An 18688-nucleotide genomic window follows, 5' to 3' on the forward strand; every position below is an offset into this window, starting at 1 on the left:
CCGGGGCCCCCGTCACCCCGGGACGGACGCCCACGACGGGGGGTGGGGCCGACGGGCGGACCGGCAGCGGCCGCCGGGCCAGCCGGGCGGCCTCAACCCCCGGCGCAGCCCGGGCCCTCGCGCCCTCGGCCCCGCCGCTCCCCTCAGTGCGCCGCCGAGTCCCAGTCCGGTCCCACGCCCACCGAGACGTCCAGGGGGGCGCGCAGGGTGACTGCCTGGGACATCTGGGTGCGGACGAGGGATTCGACCTGCTCGCGCTCGCCCGGGGCGAGTTCCAGGACGATTTCGTCGTGGACCTGGAGGAGCATCCGGGAGGCGAGGCCCGCCTCCGTGAGGGCGCGGTCCACGTTGAGCATGGCGACCTTCACGATGTCCGCCGCGGTGCCCTGGATCGGGGCGTTGAGCGCCATCCGCTCGGCGGCCTCGCGGCGCTGGCGGTTGTCGCTGTTGAGGTCCGGGAGGTAGCGGCGGCGGCCCAGCATCGTCTCCGTGTAGCCCGTGGCGCGGGCCTCGTCGACGACGCGGCGCAGATAGTCGCGGACGCCGCCGAAGCGCTCGAAGTAGGTGTCCATCAGACCGCGCGCCTCGGCCGGGTCGATGCCCAGCTGCTGGGAGAGGCCGAAGGCGGACAGGCCGTAGGCCAGACCGTACGACATGGCCTTGATCTTGCGGCGCATCTCCGCGTCGACGGCGGACCGCTCGACGCCGAAGACCTGCGAGGCGACCGTGGTGTGCAGGTCCTCGCCGGAGGTGAAGGCCTCGATCAGGCCCTCGTCCTCGGAGAGGTGGGCCATCACGCGCAGCTCGATCTGGCTGTAGTCGGCGGTCATCAGGGCCTCGAAGCCCTCGCCGACGACGAAGCCGTGCCGGATGGCGCGGCCCTCGTCCGTCCGCACCGGCACGTTCTGCAGGTTCGGGTCGGTGGAGGAGAGCCGGCCCGTCGCGGCCACCGTCTGGCTGAAGGTGGTGTGGATGCGGTTGTCGGCCGCGACCGTCTTGATCAGGCCCTCGACCGTGGACCGCAGGCGGGCCTGCTCGCGGTGCCGGAGCATGATCACCGGGAGCTCGTGCTCGGTCTGGCCGGCCAGCCAGGCGAGGGCGTCGGCGTCGGTGGTGTAGCCGGTCTTGGTCTTCTTCGTCTTGGGGAGGTTGAGCTCGCCGAAGAAGACCTCCTGGAGCTGCTTGGGCGAGCCGAGGTTGAACTCGTGGCCGACGGAGGCGTGCGCCTCCTTCACGGCCTGCTGCACGGCGCCCGCGAACTGCTGCTCCAGGGCCTCCAGGTGGTCACGGTCGGCGGCGATGCCGTGCCGCTCCAGGCGGGCGAGGAGGGCGGAGGTCGGGAGCTCGACCTCATGGAGCAGCTCCTTCGCGCCGACCTCGGCCAGCTTCTCCTCGAAGGCGGCGCCGAGGTCGAGGACCGCGCGGGCCTGGGTCATCAGGGCCTCGGCCTCGGCGGTGTCGTCCGCGCCGAAGGCGAGCTGCCCGTCGGCGGCGGCCGCGGGGGCGAGCTCGCGGCCCAGGTACTCGACGGAGAGCGCGTCCAGGGCGAAGGAGCGGCGGCCCGGCTTGACCAGGTAGGCGGCGAGGGCGGTGTCCATGGTGACGCCGGCGACGGTCCAGCCGTGCTCGGGGAAGACCCGCATGGCGCCCTTGGCGTTGTGCAGGACCTTGGGCTGCGCCGGGTCGGAGATCCAGGCGGCCCAGGCCCGCTCGTCGGCCTCGTCGAGCTGGGAGGGGTCGAACCAGGCGGCGGCGCCGTCCGCCGCGGCGAGGGCGACCTCGGCGACGTTGCCGGTGCCGAGCGCCCAGCTGTCGACGGTGGCGACGCCGAGCGGCTGCGCGCCGTGCTCGGAGAGCCAGCCGGCGAGCTCGCCGGAGCCGAGGACGGTGAAGTCGAGCTCGACGCCCGCGGCGGGGGCCGGGGCGGCCTCCTCGGCGGAGCCGGGGTCGACGGCGAGGAGCCGCTCGCGCAGCGAGGGGTTGCGGATCTCCAGGGTGTCGAGGACGAGGGCGACGGCCGTGCGGTCGTACGGCATGCGGGCCAGGTCCTGGACGCCCTTGGGCAGCTCGACGTCGCGGACCATCTCGGTCAGGCGCCGGTTGAGCTTGACCGACTCCAGGTGGTCGCGGAAGTTCTGCCCGGCCTTGCCCTTGACCTCCTCGGCGCGCTCCACGAGCTCGGCGAAGGAGCCGAACTGGTTGATCCACTTCGCGGCGGTCTTCTCGCCGACGCCGGGGATGCCGGGGAGGTTGTCCGAGGGGTCGCCGCGCAGGGCGGCGAAGTCCGGGTACTGGTTGGGGGTGAGGCCGTACTTCTCCTGGACCTTCTCCGGGGTGAAGCGGGTCAGCTCGGAGACGCCCTTGGTCGGGTAGAGCACGGTGGTGTGCTCGGTGACCAGCTGGAAGGAGTCGCGGTCGCCGGTGACGATCAGGACCTCGAAGCCGGCCGCCTCGGCCTGGGTGGCGAGGGTCGCGATGACGTCGTCGGCCTCGAAGCCCTCGATGGCGAAGCGCGGGGCGTGCATGGCGTCGAGGAGCTCGCCGATCAGCTCGACCTGCCCCTTGAACTCGTCGGGGGTCTTGGAGCGGTTCGCCTTGTACTCGGGGAACTCGTCCGAGCGCCAGGTCTTGCGGGACACGTCGAAGGCGACGGCGAAGTGCGTGGGCGCCTCGTCGCGGAGCGTGTTCGCGAGCATCGACGCGAATCCGTAGATCGCGTTGGTCGGCTGCCCGGTCGCGGTGGTGAAGTTCTCCGCGGGCAGCGCGAAGAACGCCCGGTACGCCAGGGAATGCCCGTCCATGAGGAGCAGGCGCGGACGGTTCTCTTCGGTCATATCGGTCTTCTTCGCTGCTGTCTCGGCCACGGGACGATCCTGCCACGCGCCGCTGACATTCCCGTCCACGCCGACCTGCCCTGGGCCGCTGTCGGTGCGGCGTGACAGGATCGGGGACGTACGAAACCCTTTCCGCTCAAGGGAGAGCGCGATGGTCAGCAAGCCGCCCGCCGGCGACCCGGTCCAGGACGCACCGCAGGTCGCGGCGCCGCAGCACGCGGCGGCCGGTCTGCCCGCCGTCGCGCACACGCTGCGGATCGCGCAGGCGCAGATGGGTGTGCGGCGCACCGCTCGGACCCTGCTCAAGGTCAACCAGAAGGACGGCTTCGACTGTCCCGGCTGCGCGTGGCCCGAGGGCGACAAGCGCCATGTCGCGGAGTTCTGCGAGAACGGGGCGAAGGCGGTCGCCGAGGAGGCGACGCTGCGCCGGGTGACCCCGGAGTTCTTCGCCGCGCACCCGGTGGCGGACCTGGCGACGCGCAGTGGGTACTGGCTGGGCCAGCAGGGCCGGATCACGGAGCCGATGTATCTGGCGGAGGGCTCCGAGCGGTACGAGGCGGTGTCCTGGGAGCGGGCCTTCGCGATCCTCGCGGAGGAGCTGACCGCGCTCTCCTCCCCCGACGAGGCGCTTTTCTACACCTCGGGGCGCACGAGCAACGAGGCCGCGTTCCTGCTCCAGCTCTTCGCCCGCGAGTTCGGCACGAACAATCTGCCGGACTGCTCCAACATGTGCCACGAGTCCTCGGGCTCGGCGCTCAACGAGACGATCGGGATCGGCAAGGGCAGCGTCTCGCTGGAGGACCTGCACCAGGCGGACCTGATCGTGGTCGCCGGGCAGAACCCGGGGACGAACCATCCGCGGATGCTGTCGGCCCTGGAGAAGGCGAAGGCGGCGGGCGCGCGGATCATCTCGGTGAACCCGCTGCCGGAGGCGGGTCTGGAGCGGTTCAAGAACCCGCAGACCCCGGTGGGCATGCTCAAGGGCGCGGCGCTGACCGATCTCTTCCTGCAGATCCGCATCGGCGGCGACCAGGCGCTGTTCCGGCTGCTGAACAAGCTGGTCCTCGAGACCCCGGGGGCGGTCGACGAGGAGTTCGTCGCCGCGCACACCCATGGGTACGAGGAGTTCGCCGCGGCCGCGAAGGCCGCCGGCTGGGACGAGACGCTGGCGGCGACGGGGCTCTCCCGGGCGGAGATCGAGCGGGCCCTGGAGATGGTGCTCGCGTCCGAGCGGACGATCGTCTGCTGGGCGATGGGGCTCACCCAGCACAAGCACGCGGTGCCCACCATCCGCGAGGTGGTCAACTTCCTCCTGCTGCGGGGCAACATCGGCCGGCCGGGCGCCGGGGTGTGCCCGGTGCGCGGTCACTCCAACGTCCAGGGCGACCGGACGATGGGGATCTTCGAGCGTCCGTCGGCGGCCTTCCTCGACGCCCTGGACAAGGAGTTCGGGATCGTCTCGCCGCGCCACCACGGCTTCGACGTGGTCCGCTCCATCGAGGCGCTGCGGGACGGCGAGGCGAAGGTGTTCTTCGCCATGGGCGGCAATTTCGTGGGCGCCACTCCGGACACGGAGGTGACGGAGGCGGCCATGCGCAAGGCGCGGCTGACCGTCCACGTGTCGACGAAGCTGAACCGTTCGCACGCGGTGACCGGCCGCCGGGCGCTGATCCTGCCGACGCTGGGGCGCACGGACAAGGACGTGCAGAAGAGCGGCAAGCAGTTCGTGACGGTCGAGGACTCGATGGGCCTGGTGCACGCCTCGCGGGGGAACCTGCCGCCGGCGGGTCCGTGGCTGCTGTCCGAGCCGGCGATCGTGGCGCGGATGGCGCGGGCGGTCCTGGGCGAGGGCTCGGCGACGCCGTGGGAGGCGTTCGAGGCGGACTACGCGGTGATCCGCGACCGCATCGCCCGGGTGATCCCCGGCTTCGAGGACTTCAACGCGCGCCTCGCCGCGAATCCGGGCGGTTTCGCGCTGCCGCACGCGCCGCGGGACGAGCGCCGTTTCCCGACGGCGACGGGCAAGGCGAACTTCACGGCCGCGCCGGTCGAGTATCCGCGGGTCCCGGAGGGCCGGCTGCTGCTGCAGACGCTGCGCTCGCACGACCAGTACAACACCACGATCTACGGTCTGGACGACCGCTACCGGGGCATCAGGAACGGCCGCCGGGTGGTCCTGGTGCATCCGCAGGACGCGGCGGAGCTGGGCTTCGCGGACGGGGCGTACGCGGATCTGGTGAGCGAGTGGACGGACGGCAGCGAGCGCCGGGCGCCCGGCTTCCGGGTGGTGCACTACCCGACGACCCGTGGCTGCGCGGCGGCGTACTACCCGGAGACGAACGTGCTGGTGCCGCTGGAGTCGACGGCGGACATCAGCAACACCCCCGCGAGCAAGTCCGTCATCGTGCGTCTGGAAGAATCCACCTCCGCCTAAGCGTTTGCTCAGGCAGCTCAGGAAGATTCCGCAGAGATCAGCCGTACGAAGACGAACGGAGCCGGGCCCATGGGTGAGCAGCAGCACGTGAAGTTCCCGCAGGAGGTCATCGACGAGTACGCCGCGCTCGGCGTGGACCTGCCCGCGCTCTTCTCGGCCGGACACCTGGGGAACCGGATGGGTGTGCAGATCCTGGAGGCCTCGGCCGAGCGGGTCGTCGGGACCATGCCGGTGGAGGGCAACACCCAGCCGTACGGTCTGCTGCACGGCGGCGCCTCGGCGGTGCTCGCCGAGACGCTGGGCTCGGTCGGCTCGATGCTGCACGGCGGCTCGTCCAAGATCGCGGTGGGCGTGGACCTGAACTGCACCCACCACCGGGGGGCCCGCAGCGGCCTGGTGACCGGGGTGGCCACGCCGGTGCACCGGGGCCGGTCCACCGCCACGTACGAGATCGTGATCACCGACGAGCAGGACCGGCGGGTCTGCTCGGCGCGGCTGACCTGCATGCTCCGGGAGATCGACCCGAAGGACGCGGGGAACCTTCCGGAGGCCGCTCGGACGCCGGCGGCGCCCGAGGCCTGACGGCTCGCGCGGCGGGCGCCCCGGGCGTCCGCCGCTTCTTGAACTCCCCTTTCCCCGGGGGCCCTTGTCCCCTCGGGCCGCAGCCGGTTCACTGGCGGTCCGCTCTTCCACCGGGGGGACTTCCTTGACCGCGTCACGCACCGCCACGCTCGCGACCGCCGTCACCGCCGCGGTCTGCGCCGCCGCCCTCGCCACCGCGGCCCCGTCCGCGGCGATCAACTCGTACAACGCGACGCCGGCCCCCGAGCGCACCGAGGTCGGCGCGCTGGTCGCCACCTGGGACGACGACGACGATCCCGGCACCCCGGACCGGGTGGACTGGGTCTGCTCCGGGACCATGGTCGACGCCGACACCTTCCTGACCGCGGCGCACTGCACGACGGACTGGCCCGAGAACGTGCGTTTCCATGTGTCGCTCGACCAGGACGTGCAGGCCGGCCTGGACAGGGCCGCCGCCGAGCATCCCGGGGACCCGGCCGCCGTGGCGCGCGCCGTCGCCGTCGAAGGGGTCGCGCACACGCACCCGGCGTACCCCGGTCCCGCGTCCGACACCCATGACATCGCGGTGATCGAACTGCCCTCGGCCAAGATCAGGGAGCGCTGGTCCTTCACCCCGGCGGCCCTGCCGAAGGCCGGGCAGCTGGACGCGCTCGGCCCCCGGGGGCTGAACACCACCGACTTCACGGTCGCCGGCTACGGCACCGAGGAGGCGAGGCGCGGCCCCGGCGGCCAGACCCACCCGGGCGGTGGCGTCCGGATGAAGGCGCCGGTGACCTTCAACGCCCTGAACGACGCCTGGATCCGGCTCGGGATGACCGCGCCGCAGGGCAACGGCGGTGCCTGCTACGGGGATTCGGGCGGACCGAACTTCGCCGTGCTGGGCGGGCGCCGGACCCTGGTGGCGACCACGATCACGGGCGACACGCCCTGCTACGCCACCAATGTGGTCTACCGGCTCGACACCCCCGGCGCCCGGGACTTCCTGCGACCGTTCGTCCAACTGCCGTGAGGCGCAAGCCGTTTCACCCGGCCAGGGCCGTGCTCGCCGCGGCCCTGGCCGGGTGCGTCCTGGCGCTCGCCGGGTGCGAGCGGACACCCGCGGAGCCGGCGCCCCGCGCGAGCTCGCCCGCCGACGTCTGCACGAACCTCGTGTCGTACTGGGTGAAGGAGGCCCTGAAGGGCAGCAAGTGGGCGGGGCTCGACTGGGAGCAGAAGGGCCTGTCCAACGACCAGTACGTGATCCACGACGAGGTACTGGTCGCGGCGCGGGCCGAGGAGCGGCGAGCGGGCCGCGAGGCGGCCTTCGCGCTGGCCGACCGGGAGAGCCGGCGGCGGTGCGAGGAGGCCAAGGGAGCGACCGGAAGTTCGGAGAACTGGCGTCCGCCCAGCGAACAGAGAGTACCCACGGGCGGAGCCCCGACCTCCCCTTCGTAACACTGCGTAACACGAGCGCAATCTCGGAGCGGAGTACTCCGGTCCGCCCTCCCGTCCGATGACATCGAAGGCCTTGTCCGATATCCGGAGAGGCGACGGAGGCGATCGTCAGGAGCCAAAACCGCTCAAGCCCCTTAGCGGAACTGCACGTTCTCACTATGTGAACACTGCACTACCGACCGTTGTGCCCGGCTTTGCCCACCCCCTGCACACCGCTTCCCCCCGTCGGCATAACAAGACAGTCACATCCTGACCTGGGCGCTCCCCCACCTTCCCCACCTGCGCCTAGAGTCACGGCCAGTCACCGCGCCGCCGGGCGCCTTCTCTGCACGGCACCCGCTCCACCCCGTACGGCCCGGCATCGAAAACGGCACCTCTAGCTACACAGCTTCACGGCACCGCCTCAGCTTGAGGGGGCCGCGCCAGGGAAAGGATTTTTCGTGCGACACCGTTCTTTGCTCATCCTGACCAGCGTGCTCACCACGGGAGCGCTCACCCTCACCGCCTGCGGTTCGCGCGACGAGGGCAAGGGCGGCGGCGACAACGCCGGCGGTACGACGACCGTCGTGATCGGTGTGGACGCCCCGCTCACCGGTTCGCTCTCCGCCCTCGGCCAGGGCATCAAGAACTCCGTGGACCTGGCGGTCCAGACCGCCAACAAGAACAAGGAAGTCCCCGGGATCACCTTCAAGGTGGAGGCCCTGGACGACCAGGCCGTCCCCGCCTCCGGCCAGGCCAACGCCACCAAGCTGGTCGGCAACAAGGACGTCGTGGGCGTCGTCGGCCCGCTGAACTCCGGCGTCTCCCAGCAGATGCAGGGCGTCTTCGCCGCCGCCAACCTGGCGCAGGTCTCCCCGGCCAACACGAACCCCTCGCTCAGCCAGGGCGACAACTGGGGCAAGGGCGAGTTCAAGCGTCCCTTCAAGACCTACTTCCGTACCGCCGCCACCGACGTGGTCCAGGGCAAGTTCGCCGCCCAGTACCTCTTCAAGGACGCCGGCAAGAAGAAGGTCTTCGTCGTCGACGACAAGCAGACCTACGGCGCCGGCCTCGCGGCGATCTTCTCCGACGAGTTCAAGCGTCTCGGCGGCACCGTCGTCGCGACCGACCACGTCACCGTGAAGGAGACCGACTTCTCCTCCACCGCCGACAAGGTCAAGGCCTCCGGCGCCGACTCCGTCTACTTCGGCGGCCAGTACCCCGAGGGCGGCCTGCTCTCCGACCAGGTCAAGAAGACCGGCGCCAAGATCCCCGTCATGGGTGGCGACGGCATCTACGACCCGGCCTTCATCAGCGCCTCCGCCGAGGCGAACGACGGTGACCTGGCCACCTCGATCGGCTACCCGGTCGAGAAGCTGCCCACCGCCAAGAAGTTCATCGCGGACTACAACGCGGCCGGCTACAAGGACCCGTACGCGGCCTACGGCGGCTACTCCTACGACGCCGGATGGGCGATCATCCAGGCCGTCAAGGCCGCCGTCGCCGCCAACAACGGCAAGCTCCCGTCCGACGCCCGCGCCAAGGTCACCGAGGCCCTGGGCAAGGTCTCCTTCGACGGTGTGACCGGCAAGGTCTCCTTCGACGAGTACGGCGACACCACCAACAAGCAGCTCACGGTCTACAAGGTCGAGGGCGGCAAGTGGGTCGACGTCAAGAGCGACACCTTCAACCAGTAGTCCTCGGCCCCACCCCCGGGCCCTTCAGGCCCGCCCCGCAGTACCGCACCACATGAACCAGCCCGCGCGAGGGCGCAAACAGCGCCCTCGCGCGGAGTCTTATCCGACACGCTCATCGGAGGCCCTGCGGTGAACGAACTGCCGCAACAGCTGGCCAACGGCCTGGCCCTCGGTGCTCTCTATGGCCTCATCGCCATCGGGTACACCATGGTCTACGGCATCGTCCAGCTCATCAACTTCGCCCACGGCGAGATCTTCATGATCGGGGGCTTCGGTGCCCTCACCACCTACACCGCTCTGCCGAGCGGAACCTCCCTGCTGGTGGCGATACCGCTCATGATCGTCGGTGGCGCGATCGCCTCCGTGGCCGTCGCCACCGCCGCCGAGCGGTTCGCGTACCGCCCGCTGCGCAACGCGCCCCGGCTGGCCCCGCTCATCACCGCGATCGGTCTGTCCATCGCGCTCCAGCAGCTGGTCTGGCAGTTCTACCCGGACGCCAAGAAGGCCGTCAGCTTCCCCGAGTTCAAGGGCGAGGCCTTCCAGCTCCTGGACAACCTGTCGATCCAGCGCGCCGACGCCTTCGTCCTCATCCTGGCACCGCTGTGCATGCTCGCCCTCGGTGTCTTCGTCTCGAAGAGCCGCAGCGGCCGCGCCATGCAGGCCACCGCGCAGGACCCGGACACCGCGAAGCTGATGGGCATCAACACCGACCGCATCATCGTCATGGCCTTCGCCATCGGTGCCGCGTTCGCCGCCGTCGCCGCGGTCGCCTACGGCCTCGACAAGGGCCAGATCAACTTCGAGATGGGCTTCATCCTCGGCCTCAAGGCCTTCACCGCGGCCGTCCTCGGCGGCATCGGCAACATCTACGGCGCCATGGTCGGCGGCGTGGTCCTCGGCATCGCCGAGTCCCTGTCGATCGCCTACATCGAGGACATCCCCGGCATGCAGCAGCTCGGCGGCGGTGCCTGGTCCAACGTCTGGGCCTTCGTCCTCCTCATCGTCGTCCTCCTCGTGCGGCCCCAGGGCCTGCTCGGCGAGCGCGTCGCGGACAGGGCGTGAGCGACATGACCGAGAACCTCACCACGACCGAGACGGCGACCGCGGAAGCCGTCGCCAAGGCCCCGGGCAAGCCCGCCGGCCTGCTCTGGACCGTCGTCGGCGGCAGCCTCGCGACCGTCCTCAGCACCTTCCTCGCCTGGACGTGGACCACCGCCTTCCCCGGCAACCTCACGATCTACGGCAACCCCGCCCCGCTCCAGCTGCTCACCCTCGTCGGCGCCGTGCTCACGGCCGCCTACGCGCTCTCGGCACTGGGCATCAAGGGCCTGCGCTGGCTCACCCCGGCCGGCTCCCGCAAGGCCGTGTGGATCCTGGCCCTGGGCACCTTCGCCACCACGCTCTTCACGGCGGTCTCGATCGTCGTCGAGCTGGGCGCCCTGGTGGACCTGGAGCCCGGAGCCGGTGTCGCCGTCGTCGCCGCCGCCGTGCCGGCCCTCGCCGCGTACAAGCTGCCGGACGACAGCCGCAAGCCGGCCCGCGCCAAGGCACTGCCCTCCTGGGCCGAGATCCTGATCATCGTCGTCGTCTTCGCGCTCGGCCTGTTCGTGGTCACCTTCGGCATCGACACCGACGACTCGGAGCCGCAGCTCTTCATCGCGTACCTGATCCTGGTCGGCTTCTCCGCCGCGGCCCTGATCAAGTCCGGCGTCACCACCCGGATCACGCAGATCACCGCGCGGAACCGCCAGGTGACGGTCACGGCCAGCCTGGTCATGGCGATCGCCTTCCCGTTCATCCAGCAGAGCGGCGACACGTACACGCTGATCGCGGTCAACATCCTGATCTTCGCGACCGTCGCCCTCGGCCTGAACATCGTGGTCGGCCTCGCGGGTCTGCTCGACCTCGGTTACGTGGCGTTCCTCGGCGTCGGCGCGTACACCGCGGCCCTGGTCTCCGGCGCCACCTCCTCCGCCTTCGGAGTCCAGTTCCCCTTCTGGGCCGCCGCCCTCACCGGCATGGCCGCCTCGCTGGTCTTCGGCGTCGTCATCGGCGCGCCGACCCTGCGACTGCGCGGCGACTACCTCGCCATCGTGACCCTCGGCTTCGGAGAGATCTTCCGCATCGCCATGGGCAACCTCGACGGCACCTCGGGCCCGCAGATCACCAACGGCCCGAACGGCATCCCGAACATCCCGCAGCTGGAGTTCTTCGGCTACAACTTCGGCGAGTCGCACACGGTGCTCGGTGTCGAGCTCGGCGCCTACGCCAACTACTACCTGCTCATGATCCTGATCATGGCGCTGGTCGTGGTCGTCTTCTCCCGCGCCGGCAACAGCCGGATCGGCCGGGCCTGGGTCGCCATCCGCGAGGACGAGACCGCGGCCACCGCGATGGGCATCAACGGCTTCAGGGTCAAGCTCGTCGCCTTCGCCCTCGGTGCGGCCCTGGCCGGCCTCGCGGGCACGGTGCAGGCACACGTCAACACCACCGTGGTGCCGGAGAACTACGTCTTCGCCGGCCCCGTGCCGCCGAACTCCGCGTTCCTCCTCGCGGCCGTCATCCTCGGCGGCATGGGCACCATCAGCGGCCCGATCGTCGGCTCCGCGCTGCTCTTCCTGATCCCGGCCAAGCTGTCGTTCCTCCAGGACTACCAGCTGCTCGGCTTCGGCATCGCCCTGATCCTGCTGATGCGCTTCCGCCCCGAGGGCCTCATCGCCAACAAGCGCGCCAAGCTGGAATTCCACGAGAACGACGAACAGCCCGACGTACCCGAGCAGCGGCAGCCCGCGGATGCGGAGTCCGGCGTCGGTACGGCGAAGGCGGGGGCGTGAACGCCATGACGACCACCACCGAGACCGGTACCCAGACGACCGCGACCGCGGCCGCCGTCCTGGAGGCGCGCGGGGTCACCATGCGCTTCGGCGGTCTGACCGCCGTCCGTGACGTCGACCTGACCGTCCGCCAGGGCGAGATCGTCGGCCTCATCGGCCCCAACGGCGCCGGCAAGACCACCTTCTTCAACTGCCTGACCGGCCTGTACGTCCCGACCGAGGGCCAGGTCAGCTACAAGGGGACAGTCCTGCCGCCCAAGCCGCACCTGGTCACCCAGGCCGGCATCGCGCGTACCTTCCAGAACATCCGCCTCTTCTCCAACATGACGGTCCTGGAGAACGTCCTCGTCGGACGCCACACCCGGACCAAGGAGGGCCTGTGGTCCGCGCTGCTGCGCGGCCCCGGCTTCAAGCGGGCCGAGGCGGCCTCGCGCGAACGCGCCATGGAACTCCTGGAGTTCGTCGGTCTGGCCGCCAAGGCCGAGCACCTCGCGCGCAACCTGCCGTACGGCGAGCAGCGCAAGCTGGAGATCGCCCGGGCGCTCGCCAGCGACCCCGGTCTGCTGCTGCTCGACGAGCCGACGGCCGGCATGAACCAGGCCGAGACCCGCACCACCGAGGAGCTGGTCTTCGCGATCCGCGACCTCGGCATCGCGGTGCTGGTCATCGAGCACGACATGAAGTTCATCTTCAACCTGTGCGACCGGGTCGCCGTCCTGGTCCAGGGCGAGAAGCTCGTCGAGGGCACCTCCGAGGTCGTCCAGGGCGACGAGCGGGTCGTCGCCGCGTACCTGGGCACCCCCTTCGAGGGCGCGCCCGGCGCGGAGGAGGCCGCCGAGGTCGAGGCGGCCGAGGCATCGGCCGAGGCCGCGGCACCGGCCGAGGCGGAGACGCCGGCCGAGCCCGAGGCCGAAGCGCCGGCCGAGGCCGGGGCCTCCGGCGAGGCCGAGGCCGGGACCCCCGCGGCGGAGGGCACTCCGGACGCGGACAGCACCACCGAAGGAGACTCCAAGTGACCGCACTTCTGGAGGTCGAGGACCTCAGGGTCGCCTACGGCAAGATCGAGGCCGTCAAGGGCATCTCCTTCTCCGTCGAGGCGGGTCAGGTCGTCGCCCTGATCGGCACCAACGGCGCCGGCAAGACCACGACCCTGCGCACGCTGTCGGGTCTGCTCAAGCCCTCCGGCGGCAAGATCACCTTCGACGGCCAGGTGCTCAACGGCATCCCGGCCCACAAGGTGGTCTCGCTGGGCCTGGCCCACTCCCCCGAGGGCCGGCACATCTTCCCGCGGCTCTCCATCGCCGAGAACCTGCAGCTCGGTGCCTTCCTGCGCAACGACAAGGACGGCATCGAGCGGGACATCCAGAAGGCCTACGACCTCTTCCCGATCCTGGGCGAGCGTCGCAAGCAGGCCGCGGGCACCCTCTCCGGCGGTGAGCAGCAGATGCTGGCGATGGGCAGGGCGCTGATGTCCCAGCCCAAGCTGCTGATGCTGGACGAGCCCTCGATGGGCCTCTCCCCGATCATGATGCAGAAGATCATGGAGACCATCGCGGCGCTCAAGGCCGAGGGCATGACGATCCTGCTCATCGAGCAGAACGCGCAGGCCGCCCTCTCCCTCGCGGACTACGGGTACGTGATGGAGGTCGGCACGGTGAAGCTGTCCGGCACCGGCAGCGACCTGCTCGTCAACGACGACGTCCGCAAGACGTACCTCGGCGAGGAGTAGGACCGCCCCCCTGACGGGTACGAGAAGGCCCGCCCCGCATCGCGCGGGGCGGGCCTTCTCGTGTGGGGCGCCTACGGGCGCCTACTGCTCCTTGGCCTTGGCGGCCTTCTTCTCCTCGGCGTCCTCGATGACGGCCTCGGCGACCTGCTGCATGGACAGGCGGCGGTCCATGGAGGTCTTCTGGATCCAGCGGAAGGCGGCGGGCTCGGTGAGCCCGTACTGGGTCTGGAGGATCGACTTGGCCCTGTCCACCAGCTTGCGGGTCTCCAGGCGCTGGGAGAGGTCGGCGACCTCCTTCTCCAGGGCGCGCAGCTCCGCGAAGCGGGAGACGGCCATCTCGATGGCGGGCACCACGTCGCTCTTGCTGAACGGCTTCACCAGGTACGCCATGGCGCCGGCGTCCCGGGCGCGCTCGACGAGCTCGCGCTGGGAGAAGGCGGTGAGCATGAGGACGGGGGCGATGGACTCGCCGGCGATCTTCTCGGCCGCGGAGATGCCGTCGAGGACGGGCATCTTCACGTCGAGGATGACCAGGTCCGGGCGGTGCTCGCGGGCGAGCTCCACGGCGGTGGCGCCGTCGCCGGCCTCGCCGACGACGGTGTAGCCCTCCTCTTCGAGCATCTCCTTGAGGTCGAGACGGATGAGGGCCTCGTCCTCTGCGATGACGACGCGGGTCGTCAGCGGCGGGACGTGCGACGTGGTGACGTCGTCGTCGGCGGCGGGCTGGGGCGACTCGGGGGCGGTCACGCGGGCTCCTCGTTCAAGGCCTCGTTCCAAGGGTCATCGAGGCGGATACAGCTCCCCATGAGCCTACCTACCTCCTGTAAGGTAGGGGCACGGCGGGTGACCGCCCCCCTTCGTTTCGAAGGAAGCCCCGGTAGCCCAGCGGTAGAGGCAATGGTCTCAAACACCATCTAGCGTGGGTTCGAATCCCACCCGGGGTACATTAACGCGATTTCCAAGGTCACGCCCTCGGTCACGTTCCCAGAGGGTCGCCGATGTGGTGGACCCGGACCAGGTTGGTCGAACCGGCCACGCCCGGCGGGGAGCCCGCCGTGATGACCACGATGTCCCCCTTCCGGCAGCGCCCGATCCGCAGCAGCTCCTCGTCGACCTGCGCCACCATCGCGTCGGTGGAGTCGACGTGCGGGCCGAGGAAGGTCTCGACGCCCCACGTGAGGTTGAGCTGGGAACGGGTCGCCGGGTCCGGGGTGAAGGCCAGCAGCGGGATCGGCGAGCGATAGCGGGAGAGCCGCTTGACGGTGTCGCCGGACTGCGTGAAGGCGACCAGGAAGCGCGCCCCGAGGAAGTCGCCGATCTCGGCGGCGGCACGGGCCACCGCACCGCCCTGGGTGCGCGGCTTGCTGCGCTCGGTCAGCGGCGGCAGCCCCTTGGCGAGCAGGTCCTCCTCGGCGGCCTCGACGATCCGGCTCATGGTGCGCACGGTCTCGATCGGGTACTTGCCGACGCTGGTCTCGCCGGAGAGCATCACGGCGTCGGTGCCGTCCATGACGGCGTTGGCGACGTCGGAGGCCTCGGCGCGGGTCGGCCGGGAGTTGTCGATCATCGAGTCCAGCATCTGGGTGGCGACGATGACCGGCTTGGCGTTGCGCTTGGCCAGCTTCACGGCCCGCTTCTGGACGATGGGCACCTGCTCCAGGGGCATCTCCACGCCCAGGTCGCCGCGGGCGACCATGATGCCGTCGAAGGCGGCGACGATGTCCTCGATGTTCTCGACCGCCTGCGGCTTCTCGATCTTGGCGATCACCGGGATCCGGCGGTCCTCCTCGTCCATGATCCGGTGGACGTCCTCGATGTCCCGGCCGCTGCGGACGAAGGAGAGGGCGATGACGTCGGCGCCGGTGCGCAGGGCCCAGCGCAGGTCCTCGACGTCCTTCTCGGACAGGGCGGGGACGGAGACGGCCACCCCGGGCAGGTTGAGGCCCTTGTTGTCGGAGACCATGCCGCCCTCGACGACCCGGGTGACGACCCGGGGCCCGTCGACGGAGACGACCTCCAGGGTGACCCGGCCGTCGTCGACGAGGATGCGCTCGCCGGTGGTCACGTCGTCGGCGAGGCCGGCATAGGTGGTGCCGCAGCAGTGGCGGTCGCCCTCCATCGGCTCGACGGTGATGGTGAACTCGTCGCCGCGTTCAAGGAGTACGGGGCCCTCACGGAATCGGCCGAGGCGGATCTTCGGGCCTTGAAGGTCGGCCAGCACGCCGACGCTGCGGCCGGTCTCCTCGGAGGCCTTGCGGACGCGCTGGTAACGCTCCTCGTGCTCGGCGTAGGAACCGTGGCTGAGGTTGAGGCGGGCCACGTCCATTCCGGCTTCGACCAAGGCCTTGATCTGGTCGTATGTTTCGGTGGCGGGCCCAAGGGTACAAACGATTTTCGCTCGGCGCATGAGACGAGCCTAGGGCTTACCGACGGGTAGTGAATGGGCCCGGCATGACTACCCAACAACCTTCGCGTGAAAGGTTGTTGACAACTCTTGAATCTGTGCGAGCGGCTGCTCTGATGAGCGATTTACGCGGCCGAAACCCGCCCGTCTCAGAGTGCGGGCGGGGCCATCGTGAAGCGTGCGGCGACCTCCGCCGTGACCGTCTGCCGCTGCGGTTCGAGCTCCATCGGAGCCGGCGCCTCCACCGCCTCCGCCGCGAACGCCATCCGCATCCCGCCCGCCGGCACGGCGCCGCCCTGGCCGAGCCCGGTGTCGGAGAGTTCGAGCAGCGCCACCAGCGAGGAGCCCAGCGCCTCCGCGTACTCGCGGGCCCGGCGGACCGCCTCCCGCACCGCCTGCCGGCGCGCCTCGGCGTACGCCGGGGAGTCCGGGCGCAGCGCCCACCAGGGGCCGTCCACCCGGGTCCACTCCAGGTCGGCGAGGCGCGTGGTCAGCTCGCCGAGCGCGGTGAAGTCGGTCAGCTCCGCCGACAGGTGCACCCAGCCCTGGTAGCCGCGCACCCGCTCACCGCGGCCGTGCCGGGCGGGCTCCGGGCTGACCGAGAGGGCACCCGTCTCCAGCTTGGCGACGGCCTCCCCGTACGACTTGACCAGGGCGATCGCCTCGGCGTTACGGCCCGTGAGGGTGGCGAGGACCGAGGCGCGGTCGGTGCCCCTGGCCCGCACCGCGATGCCGATCCCGGCCAGCTCGGGCTCGACCTCCAGGCGGCCCTCGCCGCGGACCGTCACCTGGGGTGCCTCGGGGGTGGGCTGCAGCTGCGTCATACCGAACACTTTCCCACTCCGTAACCCGATAGGGCTGTTGCGACCGGGCGGGTCTGCGCCAGAATCTACGCGCGTTGTGCGCCCGATCGGCGCCCTCGCCACGGAACCACAAGGGGAGAACACACATGCCGCTGAACCGCAGGACGTTCCTGGAGCGCTCGGCCGCCGCCGGGGCCGGAGTGGCCCTCACCGGGGCCGTCGCCGCTCCCGCCGAGGCCGCCGACACCGCCCCCGGCCACGGCGGCCCGCGTCCGCAGAAGCGGTACTCCTTCACCGTGATGGGCACCACCGACCTGCACGGGAACGTCTTCAACTGGGACTACTTCACCGACAAGGAGTTCGACGACAAGGCCCACAACGACGTGGGCCTCGCCAAGATCTCCACCCTGGTCGAGCAGGTCCGCGAGGAGAAGGGCCGCTGCAACACCCTCCTCATCGACGCCGGAGACACCATCCAGGGCACCCAGCTGTCCTACTACTACGCCAAGGTCGACCCGATCACGCAGGCCGGCGGCCCGGTCCACCCGATGGCCCAGGCCATGAACGCCATCGGCTACGACGCCGCCGCGCTCGGCAACCACGAGTTCAACTACGGCATCCCGGTGCTGCGCAAGTTCCAGGAGCAGTGCGACTTCCCGCTGCTCGGCGCCAACGCGCTGGACGCCAGGACGCTGCGCCCGGCCTTCCCGCCGTACAGCCTGCACCGGCTGCGCACCCCGCACGGGCGGGACGTCACGGTCGCCGTCCTCGGCCTGACCAACCCGGGCATCGCCATCTGGGACAAGGCCAACGTCACCGGCAAGATGGTCTTCCCCGGCCTTGAGGAGCAGGCGGCGAAGTGGGTGCCCAAGCTGCGCTCCATGGGCGCCGACGTGGTCGTCGTCTCGGCGCACTCGGGCTCCAGCGGCACCTCCTCGTACGGTGACCAGCTCCCGTACATCGAGAACGCGGCCGGCCTCGTCGCCGAGCAGGTGCCGGGCATCGACGCGATCCTGGTGGGCCACGCCCACACCGAGATCCCCGAGTACCGGGTCAAGAACAAGGAGACCGGCAAGGACGTCGTCCTGTCCGAGCCGCTCAAGTGGGGTCAGCGCCTCACCCTCTTCGACTTCGACCTGGTGTGGGAGAAGGGCCGCTGGGTCGTCGAGAAGGTCGGCGCGAAGGTCCTCAACTCCAACACGGTCGCCGAGGACCCGGAGATCACCGGGCTGCTCGTGGACGAGCACAAGAAGGTCGTCGAGTACGTCAACCAGGTCATCGGCACCTCCACGGCGGCCATGACCACGGCCGACGCGCCCTGGAAGGACGAGCCGATCATCGACCTGATCAACGTCGTCCAGGCCGAGACGGTGAAGGCGGCCCTCGCGGGCGGCGCCTACGCGAACCTGCCGGTGCTCTCGCAGGCCTCCTGCTTCTCCCGCACGGCCCGCATCCCGTCCGGCGCCGTCTCCATCAAGGACGCCGCCGGGCTCTACCCCTTCGAGAACACCCTGGAAGCCCGGCTGATGACGGGCGCCCAGCTGAAGGACTACCTGGAGTACTCGGCGAAGTACTACGTCCAGACGCCGGCGGGCGCGCCCGTCGACACCGCGAGGCTCACCAACGCGGACGGCACCCCGGACTACAACTACGACGCCGTGTCCGGTCTGGCCTACGACATCGACATCGCCAAGCCGGTGGGCCAGCGGATCGCGAACCTGTCCTTCCAGGGCAAGCCGCTGGACCCGGCCGCGCAGTTCGTGCTCGCGGTGAACAACTACCGGGCCAGCGGCGGTGGCGCCTTCCCGCACGTGGCCAAGGCGCAGCAGCTGTGGGCGAACTCGGACGAGATCCGCAACACCATCATCCAGTGGGTGAAGGCGAAGGGGACCATCGACCCGGCGCGGTTCGCCTCGGTGGACTGGAAGCTGACCCGCGACGGCGTCCCGGTCTTCTAG

At 70.5% G+C, this 18688-nt stretch carries 14 protein-coding genes and 1 tRNA gene; 11 read left to right on the forward strand and 4 right to left on the reverse strand.

The genetic code is table 11. The annotated features are described in order from the left end of the window. Window positions 1-143 precede the first annotated feature (143 nt). The gene (gene polA / locus ACH414_RS22715) at window positions 144-2864 is read right to left on the reverse strand and encodes a DNA polymerase I (RefSeq protein WP_398943110.1); all 2721 of its coding nucleotides are present in this window, start codon (window positions 2862-2864) and stop codon (window positions 144-146) included. 121 nt (window positions 2865-2985) lie between these two features. Here polA and ACH414_RS22720 point away from each other — a divergent pair, with 121 nt between their 5' ends. The 9 genes from ACH414_RS22720 (at window position 2986) to ACH414_RS22760 (ending at window position 13523) form a co-directional block, all read left to right on the forward strand. Beyond that, on the forward strand, window positions 2986-5268 hold the full coding sequence (locus tag ACH414_RS22720) for an FdhF/YdeP family oxidoreductase (protein ID WP_398943111.1): 2283 nt from the start codon (window positions 2986-2988) through the stop codon (window positions 5266-5268). A gap of 69 nt (window positions 5269-5337) precedes the next feature. After that, window positions 5338-5850 (forward strand): PaaI family thioesterase, encoded by a 513-nt coding sequence (locus tag ACH414_RS22725; protein ID WP_382540092.1) that lies wholly within the window; start codon window positions 5338-5340, stop codon window positions 5848-5850. Window positions 5851-5974: 124 nt separating this feature from the next. Next, complete coding sequence (locus tag ACH414_RS22730) at window positions 5975-6859, forward strand: trypsin-like serine protease (RefSeq protein WP_398943114.1); 885 nt, start codon at window positions 5975-5977, stop codon at window positions 6857-6859. Continuing rightward, complete coding sequence (locus ACH414_RS22735) at window positions 6856-7284, forward strand: hypothetical protein (protein WP_382540098.1); 429 nt, start codon at window positions 6856-6858, stop codon at window positions 7282-7284. The genes ACH414_RS22730 and ACH414_RS22735 overlap by 4 nt, the downstream gene beginning before the upstream one ends. 440 nt (window positions 7285-7724) lie before the next feature. Next, the gene (locus tag ACH414_RS22740) at window positions 7725-8960 is read left to right on the forward strand and encodes a branched-chain amino acid ABC transporter substrate-binding protein (protein ID WP_382540101.1); all 1236 of its coding nucleotides are present in this window, start codon (window positions 7725-7727) and stop codon (window positions 8958-8960) included. Between the two features lie 129 nt (window positions 8961-9089). Next, window positions 9090-10022: a branched-chain amino acid ABC transporter permease gene (locus ACH414_RS22745; protein ID WP_382540104.1), complete on the forward strand. Its 933-nt coding sequence runs from the start codon at window positions 9090-9092 to the stop codon at window positions 10020-10022. A gap of 5 nt (window positions 10023-10027) precedes the next feature. Then, the gene (locus ACH414_RS22750; RefSeq protein ID WP_382540588.1) at window positions 10028-11794 is read left to right on the forward strand and encodes a branched-chain amino acid ABC transporter permease; all 1767 of its coding nucleotides are present in this window, start codon (window positions 10028-10030) and stop codon (window positions 11792-11794) included. A gap of 5 nt (window positions 11795-11799) precedes the next feature. Continuing rightward, window positions 11800-12810 (forward strand): ABC transporter ATP-binding protein, encoded by a 1011-nt coding sequence (locus tag ACH414_RS22755; protein ID WP_398943272.1) that lies wholly within the window; start codon window positions 11800-11802, stop codon window positions 12808-12810. Continuing rightward, entirely contained in the window at window positions 12807-13523 is a 717-nt protein-coding gene (locus ACH414_RS22760) for an ABC transporter ATP-binding protein (RefSeq protein WP_382540107.1), read from the forward strand. Before ACH414_RS22755 ends, ACH414_RS22760 begins: the two co-directional genes overlap by 4 nt. A gap of 81 nt (window positions 13524-13604) precedes the next feature. On the opposite strand, the gene ACH414_RS22765 is transcribed toward ACH414_RS22760, so the two are convergent. Then, the gene (locus tag ACH414_RS22765) at window positions 13605-14270 is read right to left on the reverse strand and encodes an ANTAR domain-containing response regulator (protein ID WP_382540109.1); all 666 of its coding nucleotides are present in this window, start codon (window positions 14268-14270) and stop codon (window positions 13605-13607) included. Window positions 14271-14394: 124 nt separating this feature from the next. Here ACH414_RS22765 and ACH414_RS22770 point away from each other — a divergent pair. Next, window positions 14395-14467 (forward strand) — tRNA-Leu (locus ACH414_RS22770). 32 nt (window positions 14468-14499) lie between these two features. On the opposite strand, the gene pyk is transcribed toward ACH414_RS22770, so the two are convergent. Then, window positions 14500-15930 (reverse strand): pyruvate kinase, encoded by a 1431-nt coding sequence (pyk, locus tag ACH414_RS22775; RefSeq protein ID WP_382540112.1) that lies wholly within the window; start codon window positions 15928-15930, stop codon window positions 14500-14502. Window positions 15931-16076: 146 nt separating this feature from the next. Next, a complete protein-coding gene (locus tag ACH414_RS22780) occupies window positions 16077-16751 on the reverse strand; it encodes an SIMPL domain-containing protein (RefSeq protein ID WP_382540115.1) in 675 nt (224 codons plus the stop codon). 125 nt (window positions 16752-16876) lie between these two features. Here ACH414_RS22780 and ACH414_RS22785 point away from each other — a divergent pair, with 125 nt between their 5' ends. Beyond that, entirely contained in the window at window positions 16877-18688 is a 1812-nt protein-coding gene (locus tag ACH414_RS22785; RefSeq protein WP_382540118.1) for a bifunctional metallophosphatase/5'-nucleotidase, read from the forward strand.

Origin of the sequence: Streptomyces sp. NPDC020422, from assembly GCF_044386705.1 — a bacterium.
GTDB lineage: Bacteria > Actinomycetota > Actinomycetes > Streptomycetales > Streptomycetaceae > Streptomyces.